The following is a 14,935-nucleotide window of genomic DNA, read 5'->3' as shown; positions in this document are numbered from 1 at the left end:
CGTCTCATGCACGATGCCGTTCGGGATGCAGCTCGCGAAGGCCAGCGGTTTGTTGGTCGCGTCGATGATGGATGGCGCGTTGTCCGTGAAAACGGTGCGGAACCGTTCGCCGTCACGGATGTCGGCGACCCACAAGCCATAGCCCGTCGCCGGGTCTTCCATCAGGGCCGTCATGCAGTCGTGAAAAATTCCGGCGTAGTCGTGGCCGGTGCCCCAGGCATCCAACGGATTGACGGGATCAAGACCGTAGTCAAGTCGTTCGCGAAGCCGGTTGGTCGTGTCCGGGCCGATGCTCGCGAATGGCAACCCGGTTCTGGCGGCCAGATCGGTCAGGTGTTCGCGCTCGCCCCCTGAATCGGTAATGGCGGCCAAGCCGCCGGCGACTGGACGGCGTGGTGCACTCATCACCTGCAGGGTGGCGATGAACTCCGGCATGTCGTCGCAACGGATGACGCCGTAGCGCTCAAAAACAGCGTCGTGGGCGTCATCGTTGCCAGCGAGCGCGCCGGAATGGCTGACAGCCATGGCCGCGCTTTCCGGTGTCCGCGCGGCCTTGACGACGACGACGGCGATATCGCGTTCGGCGGCCTTTTGGGCGGCGGCGACAAAACCGGCGGGATTGCGGATGGTCTCCAGAAACAACCCGACCACCCGGGTCGAGTCGAGCTCAAGCGCGAAGTCCAGATAGTCGGCGGCGGTTGTCGAAATCTCCTGCCCGCTGGAGACCGACAGGTTGAAGGCCAGTCGTCCGTCGGTCTGCAGCATGCCCATGTAGACCGAACCGGATTGGGCAATCAGGGCAACCGGTCCGACGTCGTGGCCGCTCCGGTCGCCTTCACCCAGGCTGCATTGCACCTTGTCGACGCGGTTGTAGAATCCCGAGCCGTTGCCGCCGCAGACATGAAGGCCCGCCGCTTTGGCCTTCGTCTTGAGACGCGAAAGCAACGGCGGATCGCTATCGCCCTCCAGATAACCGCTAGCGAAGATCGTCACCGCCTTGACGCCGGCGGCGATCGCCTCGTCGAACAGACCTTCCAGACGCGCGTTCGCCACGTTGAGCACGGCGTGATCAATCGGGCCGGGCAGAGCGCTCAAGCTGCCATGACAGGGCCGCTCCTCGACCTCGTCGTAACGCGGGTTGACCAGATAGAGATCACCGCCGAAGCCTGCGTTGACGCAGCCGCGGATCATGCCGTTGCCGAACGTGCCGACCTTCGGCGATGCGCCGACCAGCGCGAGGCTGCGCGGCGCCAGGAGCGGCTGAAGGCGATGGTCGGTCATGGTGGAAGGGGCCAAGAGGATACGGATTGAGTGTTCAGCCTAGTCGGTGAAGTCACCGGCCGAAAGACCGATGCCGGTCAAATCGCAAGAAACGGATTGTCGTCTCGACGACAGATGCCTAACCAGGGGCGCTCTCTCCGCCGCCGGTGTCGATCCGTCATGTCCGTTCCCAAAGCATCTGGATCGTTGACCCTTGGCCCAATCGAATGGGCCTTGTTGCTGGCGCTGGCCTTCGTGTGGGGCGGCTCGTTCTTTTTTGGCGCGGTCGCGTTGGACGAACTACCACCGCTGACGGTCCTCTTGGCCCGGGTCGGTCTCGCCGCGGTTGCGCTCAACATCGGGCTGATCCTTGTCGGGCGATCGCTGTTCGGCTACCGCCGCTGGTGGGGCGCGTTCCTGGTCATGGGGTTGATCAACAATGTCATTCCCTTCGGTCTGATCCTGTGGGGACAGACCCATATCGCCAGTGGCCTGGCGTCGATCCTGAACGCGGCGACGCCGGTCTTCACCGTACTTTTGGCCCACTACCTGACCCGCGATGAACAGCTCACCGGGTGGAAACTTGGCGGCGTGCTGATGGGATTTGCCGGCGTCGCGGCGATGATCGGGCCGGAGGCCTTCACCGGTTTTGGCGACCATGTCTTGGGCGAGGTGGCCATTGTTGGCGCGGCACTGTCTTATGCTTTCGCCAGCATCTGGGGACGACGGTTCCGCGACCTGCCACCGGTGGCAACCGCGACCGGTCAGGTCAGCGCCTCCGCCCTTGTCGTCCTGCCGATCGTGCTGGTGATCGACCAGCCCTGGGATCTTGCCGCGCCGGGCATGATCACATGGGGCGCCTTGATCGGCCTGGCGCTTGTCAGCACGGCGCTCGCCTATGTCATGTACTTCCGCATCTTGAGGACGGCGGGCGCCAGCAACCTGATGCTGGTGACGCTTTTGGTGCCAGTCTTCGCCATCGCATTGGGTGTCGGCATTCTGGGCGAGACGCTCGCCTGGCGGCACATCATCGGCATGGCCGTGATTGGCCTCGGCCTGCTCGCGATCGACGGCCGCCTGCCGGCCTGGCTCGCCAGACTTGGCGTCTTGCCGGGCGCGCGCAACAAGGATTGCTGAGAGATTCAGAGAGAGGGGCCGCGCCGCGGGGCTCTGATACGTCCCCGCGGCGCTGCGGGACAACGGCGCCGCCCATCTGGCGCCGTGTGGGTCGCTCGACCCTAAACGCGTTACTGCCTATTGTGGTGAACGAAGCGGCGCCTGGCCGCTTGGTGTTCCAGACCAACCGGTCAGTGTCTTGCTGCACAGCGCATGATGTCATGGTGATGGATCGATCATGTCGGCCGAAGCGGGCCTAACCGGATGATTCCTCGGCTAAAAGCGGCAATCTGGGTCAACGCGCAGGTCAGAATCTGCAACCAGCGGTCCCTACCGATCTACGTCTTGAACCGTGGCGATCCCGACGCCGGCATGGTGTTGATCAAGCTGATCCTGGCCGATGGCCAGGCAATGGTCCTGTCGCCGCTGCGCCAAATGGATGAGTCGCTTGCCTGGCTCAGGGCGACCGGTCCGGACCCCGTCGCCGAGGCCGATGCCGACGCCTATGTCGACCGTCAGCGCGATTTCGATCCGGATATCTGGGTCGTTGAGATCGAGAACCTTGACGGCTCCTGGCAGCCGGACGAGCCCATCGTCGACTAGGGCATTCTCCGTTTTAGCGGGAGCGGGCTGGTGATGCGGTGCGAGCGGAAAATGCTCTGGATGATTCTGCGGCACCCACAAAAAGAGAAAGCACCGACGCGGTTCCCGTACGTCAGTGCTTTCAATTGGGACCGGATGGGGGGATTGGGGGGTATGGAGTCCGGCCCCGTTTGGCGTCATGTCCGGCTCTTGTCGTGCGTGTCTTCAAGCCGGTTAACGTGGTGTAGTCCCTGAAAGGGAATGGGTTCTTGTTCCCTTTTGGACGCCCGACCTGCTGTTGGTTCGTTCGTCCGATGCTCAGGAGATGGTGCCTACCCCCATGGTCTACCGCTCAATCTGCAAGACGGACTGTGCAGGCTGTCAGACTTGTCGATGCGACAATCTGAGCAATGTTTTGCGTATGTCGCAGGACGAAAAACTGTTGCGGATCAAATGTTTATCTATCGAGGCGTCATTATGGCAGGATGCCGGCGCGAAAGTGGCGTGTCCGGCTGCCCGACTTGCCAGCGCGCTTGGGTTGCCTTCGCTCGCGCGCGTGGCGAGCGCTGGTTGTTGACGTGACCGGTGAACGGCGCAGCGCTTGGGGAATGAGATGATCGAGTTTCTGATCGCCCTGGCGGCCTTTATCGCCGCGCACGTTCTTCCGGCGGCAACCGGCTTGCGTGCCCGCTTGATCGATCGATTGGGGCGGTCCACCTATCTCATCGGCTATTCTGCCGTGTCGCTCGTGACACTTGTCTGGTTGGTAAGCGCGGCGTTGCGGGCACCCTATATCGGCCTGTGGCCGACGGGTCCGGTAACGGCACTGGTGCCGATCGTGGCGATGCTGCCGGCATGCGTCCTGGCGGCTGGCGCGGCGACACGACCCAACCCGCTCTCGATCAGTTTCCTGGGCGGCCAGACGGATCCCGAGAAACCCGGCATCCTGGCGCTGGTGCGCCATCCTATCCTGTGGGCGTTCTTTCTGTGGTCGGCGAGCCACGCCATCGCGAATGGCGATCTGGTGGCGCTGATCATGTTCGGCGGTTTTGCGTTGTTCAGTCTTGCCGGCATGGGGCGGATGGAACGGCGCGCGAAGCAGACCATGACGCCGGATGACTTCCAGGCGGCGATGGCGATATCGCGCGGCGCTTCCGCTGACCGGTTGCGCCAGGCATTCTCGGTTCGCACGGTCATTGAGCTTGTTGCCGGTGTCGTTCTTTTCGCTGCCCTTCTCGCCTTGCATGGCCCTGTTATCGGCATCTACCCGCTGGCGCTCATCTAGGTCACGACTGACCCGGCAGACGAGACGCTGCCGGTGGGTAAGTTGCGGTCTCATGCATTGTGTCGCGTCTGTGGTCTCGGCTAAGAGTCTCGGTGGGGAATCACGTCTGCGGCGCAGCGCGAACCGACGGCGACGTCGTTCCGAGGTCTGGGCCCAGCGGTAGGGGGAGTTACCAATGAATGACCAGGTGCCTTCGAAGGAAACCAGGAACGGCATCGATGTCGTAGCGATCGACATCGCCATTCGCCTGACACTGGTCGGTTTGTTGGCCTATTGGTCGCTGCTGCTGATCGGGCCCTTTATCACGATCGTGACCTGGGGCGTCATCCTCGCGGTGGCCTTGTTCCCGACCTTCGAGTGGCTGCGCGGCGTGCTGTGGGGCAAGGGAGTCGTGACGGCCGTGGTGATGACCATCGTGTTCCTGTTGATCATCATCGGTCCTGTCAGTTTTCTGGCCGCGGCGCTGGCGGAGAATGTCACCGACTTCGCGGCTGAACTTGAAGCCGGCACGCTGACGGTCGCGCCGCCCGGTGAGGGGGTCAAGGACTGGCCGGTGGTGGGTGAGAAGCTCTACCAGTTCTGGTCGGCCGCGTCGGTCAACCTGCAGGATGCGCTGGCGACAGTCGCGCCGGACCTCAAACACCTGGCGTCGGCGATGCTCGGGTTCGTCGCCAATGTCGGGCTCGACGTTTTGAAGTTCATCGCCTCGGTCATCATCGCGGGCTGCCTGTTTGTTCCCGGCCTCAAGCTCGCCGCCGGTTTCGGCGCGTTTGCCGAGCGGATCTCGGCCAAGCGCGGCAAACCGTTCGTCGCCCTGGGCGCGGCCACCATCCGCAATGTCGCGCGCGGCGTCATCGGCATCTCGCTTATCCAGTCGCTGTTGCTGGGGATCGGCATGCTGGTCGCCGGCGTGCCGGCGGCCGGTATCCTGACGCTGGTCTGCCTCTTCCTCGGCATCATCCAGATCGGCCCGGCCATCGTTATCATCGGCACGTTGATCTGGGCATGGAGCGAGCTCGGCACGGTGAGCGCGCTGATCTTCACGGTCTACATGATCCCGGCGACTTTCCTGGATAACGTCTTGAAGCCCATCGTCATGTCGCGCGGGCTCTCGACGCCGATGCTGGTGATCTTCATCGGCGTCATCGGCGGCACCATGGCGCATGGCCTGATCGGCCTCTTCATCGGCCCGATCGTGCTCGCGGTCGCCTATGAGCTCATCGTCTTCTGGGTGCGCGGCGATAGTGGTGACGGCGGGGAAGGCAACGAAGCGCCCTCAGCCGACGAACCCGACAACGCCGCCAAGGCCTAAAAGAACGAATGCCCGGTCCGTCGTCACGACGAACCGGGCACACAATCGTTAGGCTCGGGAGGTAGAGCCCGTCTTAGAAGCTGAAGCGAACGCCTGCTTGGGCGTTGTGGCTGTGATACTCGGATGAGACCGTTGTGCCACCACCGGAAAAGTCGATGTCATCTGTCGCGAGATAACGATAGCCGGCAAACAGTGTGGTGCTGGGCGATACCGCGTAACCCAAACCGGCCGAAAACTGGTAGGCAAAAACGGTCTCACTGTCACTAATCCTACCGCCAGGGCCGGGCACAATGACTTGGCCGTCCACATGGGCAATACCCAGACCGGCACCGACATAGGGCATGATGTTCGAACCAAGGTCGATGTCGTAGTAGCCGTTGATCAGACCGGTCCATACATCGATATCGCCAGTGCCGCCCGGCACCAGGCCAAAGTTGTTGACGTTGACCTTGTCGATGTCGTTGGAGCGATAACCCACTTCGCCTTCGACGCGCACACCCTGCATGCTACCAGAGAGCGAATAACCGAGGGCGCCATCGATGCCCCAGCCGGTGTCGTACTCGAATGTGCCGTTAGGACCGCCGCTGCTGTTCCAGTCGGAGTCGCTCACCCACACCGCGTTGCCGGTAACGGAGGCATACCACGGCCCCTGCGCTTGCGACGGCGTCGCCGCCAGTGCCAGCATGGCGCCGCCGGCCGCTGCCGCCAGCCAAGTCTTCGTCGCTCGTGCACCCATTACAATCCCCATTCCAACCAGTGATAGATCAACTTCAAGAAGGTCTGTAACACGCGGTCGGAAACCTCAAGCTTCTAACCATTGTCATACTTTTGTTACAGATAGATCGCTAAAAGGTTGTAACAAGCTTGCTTGAGCGTCAACGCAAAAGATACAATCTAACGTGATGCGATGATTGGATGTTTCGTATATGCAACACTTGCCCATATATAGTGGGCTTCGAGGTTGTTACGCCCAAAAACATCAACCGCTGGGGACGCACCGTTAGCTCGGGAGAGTGCTACTGGACGCACCGAACGCCTTAGACGACGAACGAGTTTGAGGTGCGGCGCGATGCCCGTGAACGATGATCGGCTCGCCCTAGTTGTGCCGGCCGCCCTGAAAAACACGATGGCTCATGCCCAAGTCAGACCTTCGCTGCGAGGCAACGGACGCGTGATTACTGCCAGGCGGGTAATGTCAGAATGGCATCGAGAAGGAACCTGAAGGTTTCTTCGTCGTTTGGTGGGCGCCCGTTGAACAACGCCACGAACAACGGACCCTGCTCGTGTCTGATCACGACGGAGAATACTCCCGGCATCGCACCGTAGTGTGTCAAAACTGTACGCTCATCCAGATCCCACACGCGCCATCCGAGTCCAAAATGCTGGTTTTCTGTAGCAAAAGGCGGCTGTTCCAGGATCGTCGGGTCAATAGGACGCGACGCAAAGCGAAAGTACTGGGCCGCGTCAGCGATCCATCCGCCGGCAGGCGCGACAATGTCTGGCCGGTTGGTCAGGTATTGTTCTTCGCTGGGCACAATCTGATACCGGACGGTGACGTCTGTCTCATCCAGCGACATGCCAACTGTCTCCGGCACCAGCGCGTGAACGGCATCCTCGTATGATGTGCCGACTGTATCTTCCAGGACTCGACCAAGCCAACAGTAGCCCAAATTGGAGTATGCAAACCGGCTGCCTGGGTCGAACTGTAGTGGTCGCTCGAGCATCGCGTCGGCAACCACAACACAGTCGTCAATCACCACGTTTCTGCCGTTTAGTAGCTCATCGATTTCATCCACTGTCGCGAAGAAGGGATCGATGGACAAGCTGCGGTCCCAGCCTGCGCTGTGCTGCAGCAGATGTCGCAGCTCAATTGTCGCGACGCGGTCGTCAACTGATCGCGCGGTGCCCGGCAGAACCTCGACAAGACGATCATCGAGACCCAACCGGCCTTGTCGTACCAAAACGAGAATAGCCTCTGCCGTCACAGGCTTTGAGAGGCTCGCGATTTTGAAACGATCGGCGGCCGTCATAACTCTGCCGGTTGCCGGATTGGCCAAGCCATAAGTGTGGATTTCGGGCACTTCCCCGGCAGTTCCAATTGCAACCACAGCGCCGACCAGCGAAAACTCTTCAATTGTATGCACCATGAGACTGTCGATGGTGCCAACGCCGTCGGTTGCGATAGATAAACTGGTCGGCAGCGATGTCAGGCTGACAGTCATCAAGCAAGAGACCATTACGCATTTGGCCTGGCGCCACGCGATGGAGAGGGCTCGTGCTGACTGTCTTGGATGCATGAGAGGCAGTTTCTGCGAGCACTTGTGCTGTCGCGCACTGGCTCGCCATATCTGTCCGACCTGCCGATCCCGAAAAATGGAGCGGGCGATGAGATTCGAACTCACGACCCCAACCTTGGCAAGGTTGTGCTCTACCCCTGAGCTACGCCCGCACTCCAATGGCGAGGGGGCGGTGTTTACACCATGGTAGGGGCCTGAGCAAGAGCAGCGCGGGTGATGCCGGTCACCAGCCGTTCAGCGCGTCTGCGGGCCTTGTGAGGCCACCGGCGTCGGCCTAGAATCGCGCCATGGCTGAGCAGACGGTCCACCGTGAGGAAATGGCTGGCGAGGCGGCAGGCGACCCCGATCTGCGCCGCGCCGAGCGCATGACGGCGCTCATTCTAGGCATCTTTCTGCCGGTTCTCTTGGCCGTCATCGCCCTTGCTTTGGGTGGGCTCTTGTTGGCACCTAAGGACGACTCGACGCTGGGCTTAATGCGCGCCCTGGTCTTCCGCTGCCATTGAGAATTGAGACGTTAGCTTCTGCGCCAGCCCACTCCCCCGCCGTCCGGGGCAAAACGCCGAGAGGCGTTTTCGCCGAGGCCACCCATGGCAGCATCCTCGGCGTGGCAGGGCGGGGGCGTGGGCTGCCTATCATCGATCGCGCTACAGTAAACTACAGCAGGTCGGCAAGTTTCAGCGCCATCTCTTCCGGGCTGGCGCCATAGGAGAAGTGGGTGATGAAGTTGCCGTCCGGCCCCATCACATAGGTGATCGACGTGTGGTCGACCAGGTAGAGATCGCCGGTTTCGTCGTCTTCCTGGGGCGCCTTGGTCGAATAGACCTTGTAGGCCGCCTTGACCGCTTCGACCTGCTCCACCGTTCCGGTCAGCCCGACCGTGCCGGGGCGGAACCAGCCGACATAGTCTTTCACGACCTCGACCGTGTCGCGCTCGGGATCGACGGTGATGAATATCGGCTGCACCTGGTCGCCGTCGTCGCCCATCATATCGAGCGCCGTCGAGATATCCTGCAAGGTGGTCGGGCAGACATCCGGGCAGAAGGTGTAGCCGAAGTAGATCACGCTTAGACGGTCATCCAGCAGGGATTCGTCGACTGGACGCCCGTCCTGGTCGGTCAACTGGAACGGTCCGCCGATCTCAGCCGTGCCGGTCGAGGCGGTGACGGCGCGATTGTCGGTTACATGGAAAACCGCATACACACCGGCCAAGACCAGGAACGTGACCAGGCCGGAAATCAGGAAGATATTGCGTGGTTTCATGGCATCCAGAATATGGTTTCCCCGACCCTTGACCTCAACCATGGACAGCCGGTCCCGCGGTCCTTATATCCGCGTCCATGCCTGCCACATCCGACGACATCTTCGCCCGGCTCAACGACCTGGGCATCGACTATGAGACCCACGAGCACGTGCCCGTGTTCACGGTCGAGGAGGCACGCGAACATTGCGGCCATCTGCCCGGCTGTCATAGTAAGAATCTCTTCGTGAAGGATAAAAAGGGCGTGTTGTGGCTGATCGTTGCCCGCGACGATGCGCCAATCCGCCTTAGCCAGCTGGAAAAGGAAATCGGCGCCAAGCGGCTTTCCTTCGGCAAGCCCGACCTGTTGATGGAGGTCATGGGTGTGGTGCCCGGCGCGGTAACGCCATTTGGCTTGATCAACGACACCGAGGTCCGGGTCAACGTCATCCTGGACGAAAAGCTGATGGCGGCGGACATCGTCAACTTCCATCCCCTCAGCAATGACCGCACGACCGCGCTCGCGCCGGCGGATTTGCTGCGCTGCATCGAAAGCTTCGGCCACCAGCCCCGGGTCATGGATGTCGACGCGGTCATGGAGTGAGGGTTGCTGTATGTGATCCGTGCTGCGCCGGCCCACTTCCCCTCCCGGCCGCCCCGAGGATGCTGCCATGGGTGGCCTCGGCGAAAACGCCTCTCGGCGTTCTGCCCCGGAGGAGGCGGAGCGGGCCGGCGGTGCCGCGAGCCAGCCGGCGAGCACCAAACCAACCCGCCGGCCTTGTTTCATGGCGCTGAACGGCCCATCTTGCGGGCAGGATCTGTAACTTTTTGAGACGAATGGGATTTAAACCATGGCCATGATCATTGGCGAAGGCGGCGGTCAGGCGCCGGACGGCCCGGCGGCGGGGCCGGCGGGCGACGTGATCAAGGACGCGACCACCGAGACATTCCAGGCCGACGTGCTGGAAGCCTCCATGCAACAGCCGGTCATCGTCGATCTGTGGGCGCCCTGGTGCGAGCCGTGCAAGCAGCTTCAGCCTGCGCTGGAGAAGGTCGTGGCCAAGGCCGGCGGCAAGGTCCGCCTGGTTAAGGTCAATATCGACGAGGAACAGCAGATCGCCCAGGCGCTGCGCGTCCAGTCGATCCCGGCCGTCTTTGCTTTCGATAAGGGCCAGCCGATCGACGGCTTCGTTGGCGCCCAGTCGGAAAGCCAGATCAAGGCCTTCGTCGAACGGCTGATCGGCCCGGTCGGGCCGTCGCCGGTGGATCAGGCCCTGGAACAGGCCCAGGCCGCCCTGGAGGCCGAGGACTTCGCTCAGGCCGCCGCCGTCTTCCAGCAGGTGATGCAGCACGAGCCCGGCAATATCGACGCCCTGGCGGGTCTGGGGCGCGCCATGATCGGGCTCGGCAATGTCGACGATGTCCGTGAGATGATCGATGGCCTGGACGAGCCGACCCGCGCCGACGACCGCATCCACGGCCTGATCGCGCAGCTTGATCTGCTGTCGGAAGGCGCCGCCGATCTCGCGCCGCTTAACGCCCGTATCGCCGCCGACGAGAACGATCACGAGGCCCGGTTCGAACTCGCCAAGGCGCTTGCCGCCATGAACAAGCGCGACGAAGCGGTCGACGCCCTGATAGGGATCATCGAGCGCAAGCGCGACTGGAACGACGAGGCCGCGCGCAAGGAGCTGATCAAATTCTTCGAGGCATTCGGGCCGACCGATCCGGCGACCGTCGAAGGCCGTAAGAAACTGTCGGCGGCCTGGTTCTCCTAAGGGCGCCTGGAACGTCCCGACTGCCGCGACTTCGGAGCACAGCCTGATGGCGGGCCTGCCTTACTATCGATCGATCGAGCAACTGCCCCATCGCCTGGCGATCTTTCCGCTTCCGGGCGCGCTTCTGCTGCCGCGCGGTACCCTGCCGCTTAACATCTTCGAGCCGCGCTATGTCGCGATGTTTGACGAGGCGCTCGCGACATCGCGGCTGATAGGCATGGTGCAGCCGAACGAAGACGCGCCCGATGTCGGCGCCGCCGCGACCTATGACATCGGTTGCGCCGGTCGCATCACCCAGTTTCAGGAAACCGATGACGGCCGTTACGTGCTGACCTTGACTGGGGTGGCGCGCTTCACGATCGCCCGCGAACTGCCGCAGACCGAAAGCGGCTTTCGCGTGGTCTCGCCCGACTTCGAGCGTTACGCGAGCGACCTCGACGCGATGGCCGGCACCGGTCTGATCGACCGCGAAGAGATCCTTGAGCACCTGAAGAGTTTCTTCGCCAGCCGCGGCATCGATGCCAATTGGGATGCGATCGAGCAGGCCGATGACGAAAGTCTGGTGACCGCGCTCTCCATGGTGTGCCCGTTCGAGCCCAGTGAGAAGCAGGCGTTGTTGGAAGCGCGCGATCTCGCCAGCCGCGCCCAGACGCTTCTCGCCCTGCTTCAGATGGGTGGCGATTCGCCCGGCAGCCTGTCGCCGCAGTAGACGGCAGCGCCGTTTCGGCCCACATAGGGGTCCGGGACATCGCTTGATACGAGGAACCGCCCATGGCCGAGACGGGTGTCGATCCCAAACTGCTGGAAATCCTGGTCTGCCCCCTGACCAAGGGGCCGCTGCACTATGACGCCGATGCCCAGGAACTGATCAGCGAACAGGCGGGCCTCGCGTTTCCGATCCGCGACGGCATTCCGATCATGCTGGTCGACGAAGCCCGGCAGCTTGACGACGAGACATGACAGACGCCGCCGAACCGACGGCCCACTGGCCGGTCGAGATCAAGGTCAAGAGCGCGGAGAAGGTTCTAGAGATCGTTTTTGATGATTACAGGGCCTTCACCTTGCCGGCCGAATTGCTGCGGGTCGAAAGCCCATCGGCCGAGGTCAAGGGCCACGGCGTCGGTCAGAAACGCATCATCCCTGGCCGCCGCCATGTCGGCATCATGGAGGTCGAGCCGGTCGGCAACTACGCCATCAAGATCAAGTTCGACGATTTGCACGATACCGGCATCTTCTCGTGGAACTACCTGCGTCATCTGGGCGAGAACCAGGCGACGATCTGGCAGACCTATCTCGACAAGCTCGCCGAACAGGGCCTGAGCCGCGACCCCTGAGGCGGTGTCCGCGCCACCGCTCCCCCTCTCCCCGGCGAGGGAGAGGGCCGGGGTGAGGGGGCGGGCGCGTAAGCGCCAAGACAAGTGACCGGCTTTGTGGCGGCACCAGTACCCCTCACCCAGCTTCGGCTAAGGCGCTGCCGCGCCTAAGCCTGCGCATCCCTCTCCCTCAGGGGGCGAGGGAAGATGATGGTGTTACTCCGCCGCGATCGAGTAGGCGCGCCGCGCCTTGTCTTCGCTCATCAGGCCGTCGGCCAGATCGCGGTCGATCGCCGCGCGGTCGCGGCCGGCGGGGTCGCCGTAGCCGCCGCCGCCACCCAGGTGGATGGTCAAGAGGTCGCCGCGCCTCAAGACATTCGCGTCCTTCGACTTGACCGGGATGACTTCTTCGCCGCGCTTGATCTCGCAATGCCCGCGCTGGCCGGGCGAACCGCCGAACAGGCCGTCGGGCGCGATGCGGAAGCGGTCGGCGTAAACCGCGAAGCTGACCTCGTCTTTCAGGACCTCGTAGGTGCGTGAAAAACCGATGCCGCCCCGGTGCTCGCCATGACCACAGGTGTCGGGCGCCAGCGCGTAGTCGACAACGCGGAAATAGTCGTACTCCATGTCGAGCGCCTCGACCGGCGTGTTCGAGCAGTTGGAGAGCGGGCTGTCGATGGCGTCGCAGCCGTCCTGATTGGCGGAGGCGCCGTAGCCGCCGCCAAAGACCTCAACATAGACTCGGTAGCCGTTGTCGCCGAGGTGTGAGAGCGCGAAGACACTTGTGGTGTCGAAGCCGCAGGCGATGACCTTCTCCGGCACGACCTGGGCCAGCGCCTTCATGACGGCGTTGAAGACGCGATAGCCCGCTTCCATGCGCGCGCGCACCGGCGCCGGCGGTTTGGGATTGAGCAGCGAGCCATAGGGCGCGGAGATTGAAAACGGCCGCTTCATGCCTTCGTTGAACGGGATGTCGGCGCTGGTCAGCACCGATTTCACGCAACTCAAGGCGGCCGAAATGGTCGAGGAAAACGGGCTGTTCAGGTTGCGCGCGACCTGGTCGCAGGTGCCGTCGAAGGTGATCGTCACCTGATCGCCGGCGATGGTGAGCTGGGTCTTGATGACCAGCGGATCGTCGGTGATGCCGTCGTCGTCGATCGCGTCCTCACCCTCATAGGTGCCGTCCGGCACGTCGGCGATCGCCGCGCGTACGCGCCGTTCGGAATAGTCGAGCAGCTCGGCCATCGCTTCCTTGACCGCGTCGGCACCGTACTTCGCGGCCAGCTCCTGGATACGCAGGCCGCCGATCGCGTTGGCTGCGAACTGGGCGTTGAAGTCGCCGATGGTCAGTTGCGGCACGCGGATGTTGGCGGCGACCAGGCGCTCGAACGGCCCGCCGTTCCAGTCGCGATCCATGTTGTAGCGCGCCGGCGGGATGATCAGGCCTTCCTGATAGACGTCGCTGGCCGCGGCGTTCAGGCCGGGCGCGCCGCCGCCGAGGTCCAGATGGTGGGCGACCGAGGCGCCGAAGCCGATCACTTCGCCTTCGAAGAAAACTGGGCTGAAGATGAAGACGTCGGGGATGTGCTGCCCGCCGTGGAATGGATCGTTGGTGATGTAGAAATCGCCCTCGACCAGCTCGTCGACCGGATGCCGTTCGGCGCAGGGCAGGAAGGTCGCGCGCATGGGCCCGAGCTGCATGGGGATGAGTTCGGCCTGGGCGACCACGTTGCCGTCCCGGTCCATGAGTGCCGCCGAACCGTCCTGGGCCTCGCGCAGGATGGTCGAATAGGCGCTTCGGATCAGTTTCGCGCCCATCTCGCGCGCGCCGGCCAGGAGTCCCTGGCTGATTACGGCATAATCGACGGGATCGAGCGCCATGATCGTCTCCTCGTTGTCCTATTCGGCGGCGTCCTGAACGCCATGATAGCCCATGGCGGCCTCGGGGCTGACATATCCGTCTTCCAGGTCGCGCAGGACGTCGTCGCGGTCGCGTTCGCCGGGCTCGCCGTAGCCGGCGCCGCCGCCGGTGAAAATGGTGAGGACATCGCCCTGATTCAGCGGCACGATGCCCTTCGGCGCGACCTCGATCACCTCGCCATCGCGCTCGATGACACAGCGCGCTGTCTCGCCTTCCATGCCGCCGAAGAGGCCTTGCGCGGCCAGCTTCAAGCGGTCGGCATACATGGTGAGCGCCGAGCCGTCTTTGAGGATCTCGTAGCGCCGCATATAGCCGAGGCCTCCGCGATGGCGCCCGGCGCCGCCGCTGTCGGTCCTCAGCGCATAGTCGGTCATGCGAAAGAAGTCGTAGTCCAGGTCAAGCGCCTCGACCGGCGTGTTCGTACAGTTGGCGAGCGGCCCGCCAACGGCGCTGACACCGTCTAGGTCTTTCGATGCGCCGTAACCGCCGCCTAGGACCTCGACGATCACCCGGTAACGCTCGCCGTCGAAATAGGTCATGGAAAGCGCCGTCGTCGTGTCGTAACCGGTGGCGATGACCTCCTCCGGCACCGCCTGGGCCAGCGCCTTCATGACCGCGTTGAAGACGCGGTAGCAGGCGAGCATGCGCGCGTGGACCGGCGCCGGCGGTCTGGGGTTCAGCAGCGAACCATACGGCGCCTCGACCGTGAACGGGCGCTTCATGCCTTCGTTGAACGGAATGTCGGCGCTGGTCAGAACGGCCTTCAGTGCGGTGAATGCCGCGGAAAAGGTCGACGATCGCGGGCTGTTCAGGTTGCGCGTCACCTGTTCGCTG

General features: G+C 63.0%; 16 protein-coding genes and 1 tRNA gene. 10 read left to right on the top strand and 7 right to left on the bottom strand.

All coding sequences use genetic code 11. From position 1 onward, the window contains the following. Positions 1-1,281, bottom strand: a 1,281-nt coding sequence (locus tag AAF563_24080; GenBank protein ID MEM7124376.1) for a CoA-binding protein, incomplete at its 3' end; no start/stop codon positions are given. A 186-nt stretch (positions 1,282-1,467) separates the two neighbouring features. Here AAF563_24080 and AAF563_24075 point away from each other — a divergent pair. From AAF563_24075 to AAF563_24060, 4 genes are all read left to right on the top strand, one after another. Next, on the top strand, positions 1,468-2,397 hold the full coding sequence (locus AAF563_24075; protein MEM7124375.1) for a DMT family transporter: 930 nt from the start codon (positions 1,468-1,470) through the stop codon (positions 2,395-2,397). 243 nt (positions 2,398-2,640) lie between these two features. Next, positions 2,641-2,979, top strand: coding sequence for a DUF1491 family protein (locus AAF563_24070; GenBank protein ID MEM7124374.1), 339 nt, complete (start codon positions 2,641-2,643; stop codon positions 2,977-2,979). A 592-nt stretch (positions 2,980-3,571) separates the two neighbouring features. Next, positions 3,572-4,243 (top strand): NnrU family protein, encoded by a 672-nt coding sequence (locus AAF563_24065; protein ID MEM7124373.1) that lies wholly within the window; start codon positions 3,572-3,574, stop codon positions 4,241-4,243. 175 nt (positions 4,244-4,418) lie between these two features. Further along, entirely contained in the window at positions 4,419-5,555 is a 1,137-nt protein-coding gene (locus tag AAF563_24060; protein MEM7124372.1) for an AI-2E family transporter, read from the top strand. A 73-nt stretch (positions 5,556-5,628) separates the two neighbouring features. Here the strand turns inward: AAF563_24060 and AAF563_24055 are convergent, their stop codons facing one another. The 3 genes from AAF563_24055 to AAF563_24045 all read right to left on the bottom strand — a co-directional run bounded on the left by AAF563_24055 (position 5,629) and on the right by AAF563_24045 (position 8,004). Continuing rightward, complete coding sequence (locus AAF563_24055) at positions 5,629-6,291, bottom strand: outer membrane beta-barrel protein (GenBank protein MEM7124371.1); 663 nt, start codon at positions 6,289-6,291, stop codon at positions 5,629-5,631. A 439-nt stretch (positions 6,292-6,730) separates the two neighbouring features. After that, the gene (locus AAF563_24050) at positions 6,731-7,777 is read right to left on the bottom strand and encodes a serine hydrolase domain-containing protein (protein MEM7124370.1); all 1,047 of its coding nucleotides are present in this window, start codon (positions 7,775-7,777) and stop codon (positions 6,731-6,733) included. A gap of 152 nt (positions 7,778-7,929) precedes the next feature. Continuing rightward, positions 7,930-8,004 (bottom strand) — tRNA-Gly (locus tag AAF563_24045). Positions 8,005-8,139: 135 nt separating this feature from the next. Between AAF563_24045 and AAF563_24040 the strand changes: the two genes are divergently transcribed. Further along, complete coding sequence (locus AAF563_24040; GenBank protein MEM7124369.1) at positions 8,140-8,355, top strand: hypothetical protein; 216 nt, start codon at positions 8,140-8,142, stop codon at positions 8,353-8,355. 151 nt (positions 8,356-8,506) lie between these two features. On the opposite strand, the gene AAF563_24035 is transcribed toward AAF563_24040, so the two are convergent. Then, a complete protein-coding gene (locus AAF563_24035) occupies positions 8,507-9,112 on the bottom strand; it encodes an SCO family protein (protein MEM7124368.1) in 606 nt (201 codons plus the stop codon). A 77-nt stretch (positions 9,113-9,189) separates the two neighbouring features. Between AAF563_24035 and AAF563_24030 the strand changes: the two genes are divergently transcribed. From AAF563_24030 to AAF563_24010, 5 genes are all read left to right on the top strand, one after another. Further along, positions 9,190-9,693: a prolyl-tRNA synthetase associated domain-containing protein gene (locus AAF563_24030; GenBank protein ID MEM7124367.1), complete on the top strand. Its 504-nt coding sequence runs from the start codon at positions 9,190-9,192 to the stop codon at positions 9,691-9,693. Positions 9,694-9,940: 247 nt separating this feature from the next. Then, on the top strand, positions 9,941-10,867 hold the full coding sequence (locus tag AAF563_24025; GenBank protein MEM7124366.1) for a co-chaperone YbbN: 927 nt from the start codon (positions 9,941-9,943) through the stop codon (positions 10,865-10,867). Between the two features lie 46 nt (positions 10,868-10,913). Further along, positions 10,914-11,576, top strand: a complete 663-nt coding sequence (locus AAF563_24020; protein MEM7124365.1) for an LON peptidase substrate-binding domain-containing protein — start codon at positions 10,914-10,916, stop codon at positions 11,574-11,576. A 62-nt stretch (positions 11,577-11,638) separates the two neighbouring features. After that, positions 11,639-11,827 carry a Trm112 family protein gene (locus AAF563_24015; GenBank protein MEM7124364.1) on the top strand — a complete coding sequence of 63 codons (189 nt, stop codon included), beginning with the start codon at positions 11,639-11,641 and terminating at the stop codon, positions 11,825-11,827. Beyond that, positions 11,824-12,201, top strand: coding sequence for a DUF971 domain-containing protein (locus AAF563_24010; protein MEM7124363.1), 378 nt, complete (start codon positions 11,824-11,826; stop codon positions 12,199-12,201). The genes AAF563_24015 and AAF563_24010 overlap by 4 nt, the downstream gene beginning before the upstream one ends. A 195-nt stretch (positions 12,202-12,396) precedes the next feature. Here the strand turns inward: AAF563_24010 and AAF563_24005 are convergent, their stop codons facing one another. Both AAF563_24005 and AAF563_24000 read right to left on the bottom strand, forming a co-directional pair. Further along, entirely contained in the window at positions 12,397-14,061 is a 1,665-nt protein-coding gene (locus tag AAF563_24005) for a hydantoinase B/oxoprolinase family protein (GenBank protein ID MEM7124362.1), read from the bottom strand. A gap of 18 nt (positions 14,062-14,079) precedes the next feature. Beyond that, a partial coding sequence (locus AAF563_24000; protein MEM7124361.1) for a hydantoinase B/oxoprolinase family protein occupies positions 14,080-14,935 on the bottom strand: 856 nt, incomplete at its 5' end.

The sequence above is a fragment of the Pseudomonadota bacterium genome (assembly GCA_039028155.1).
Taxonomy (GTDB): domain Bacteria; phylum Pseudomonadota; class Alphaproteobacteria; order SP197; family SP197; genus JANQGO01.
This window is presented reverse-complemented; position numbering and strand designations above follow the sequence as displayed.

Coding starts and splice junctions, on each gene's coding strand:
- AAF563_24070 (MEM7124374.1), top strand. CDS start 2,641: ATGATTCCTCGGCTAAAAGCGGCAATCTGGGTCAACGCGCAGGTCAGA.
- AAF563_24055 (MEM7124371.1), bottom strand. CDS start 6,291: ATGGGTGCACGAGCGACGAAGACTTGGCTGGCGGCAGCGGCCGGCGGC.
- AAF563_24030 (MEM7124367.1), top strand. CDS start 9,190: ATGCCTGCCACATCCGACGACATCTTCGCCCGGCTCAACGACCTGGGC.
- AAF563_24025 (MEM7124366.1), top strand. CDS start 9,941: ATGGCCATGATCATTGGCGAAGGCGGCGGTCAGGCGCCGGACGGCCCG.
- AAF563_24040 (MEM7124369.1), top strand. CDS start 8,140: ATGGCTGAGCAGACGGTCCACCGTGAGGAAATGGCTGGCGAGGCGGCA.
- AAF563_24050 (MEM7124370.1), bottom strand. CDS start 7,777: ATGACTGTCAGCCTGACATCGCTGCCGACCAGTTTATCTATCGCAACC.
- AAF563_24010 (MEM7124363.1), top strand. CDS start 11,824: ATGACAGACGCCGCCGAACCGACGGCCCACTGGCCGGTCGAGATCAAG.
- AAF563_24015 (MEM7124364.1), top strand. CDS start 11,639: ATGGCCGAGACGGGTGTCGATCCCAAACTGCTGGAAATCCTGGTCTGC.
- AAF563_24020 (MEM7124365.1), top strand. CDS start 10,914: ATGGCGGGCCTGCCTTACTATCGATCGATCGAGCAACTGCCCCATCGC.
- AAF563_24060 (MEM7124372.1), top strand. CDS start 4,419: ATGAATGACCAGGTGCCTTCGAAGGAAACCAGGAACGGCATCGATGTC.
- AAF563_24005 (MEM7124362.1), bottom strand. CDS start 14,061: ATGGCGCTCGATCCCGTCGATTATGCCGTAATCAGCCAGGGACTCCTG.
- AAF563_24035 (MEM7124368.1), bottom strand. CDS start 9,112: ATGAAACCACGCAATATCTTCCTGATTTCCGGCCTGGTCACGTTCCTG.
- AAF563_24065 (MEM7124373.1), top strand. CDS start 3,572: ATGATCGAGTTTCTGATCGCCCTGGCGGCCTTTATCGCCGCGCACGTT.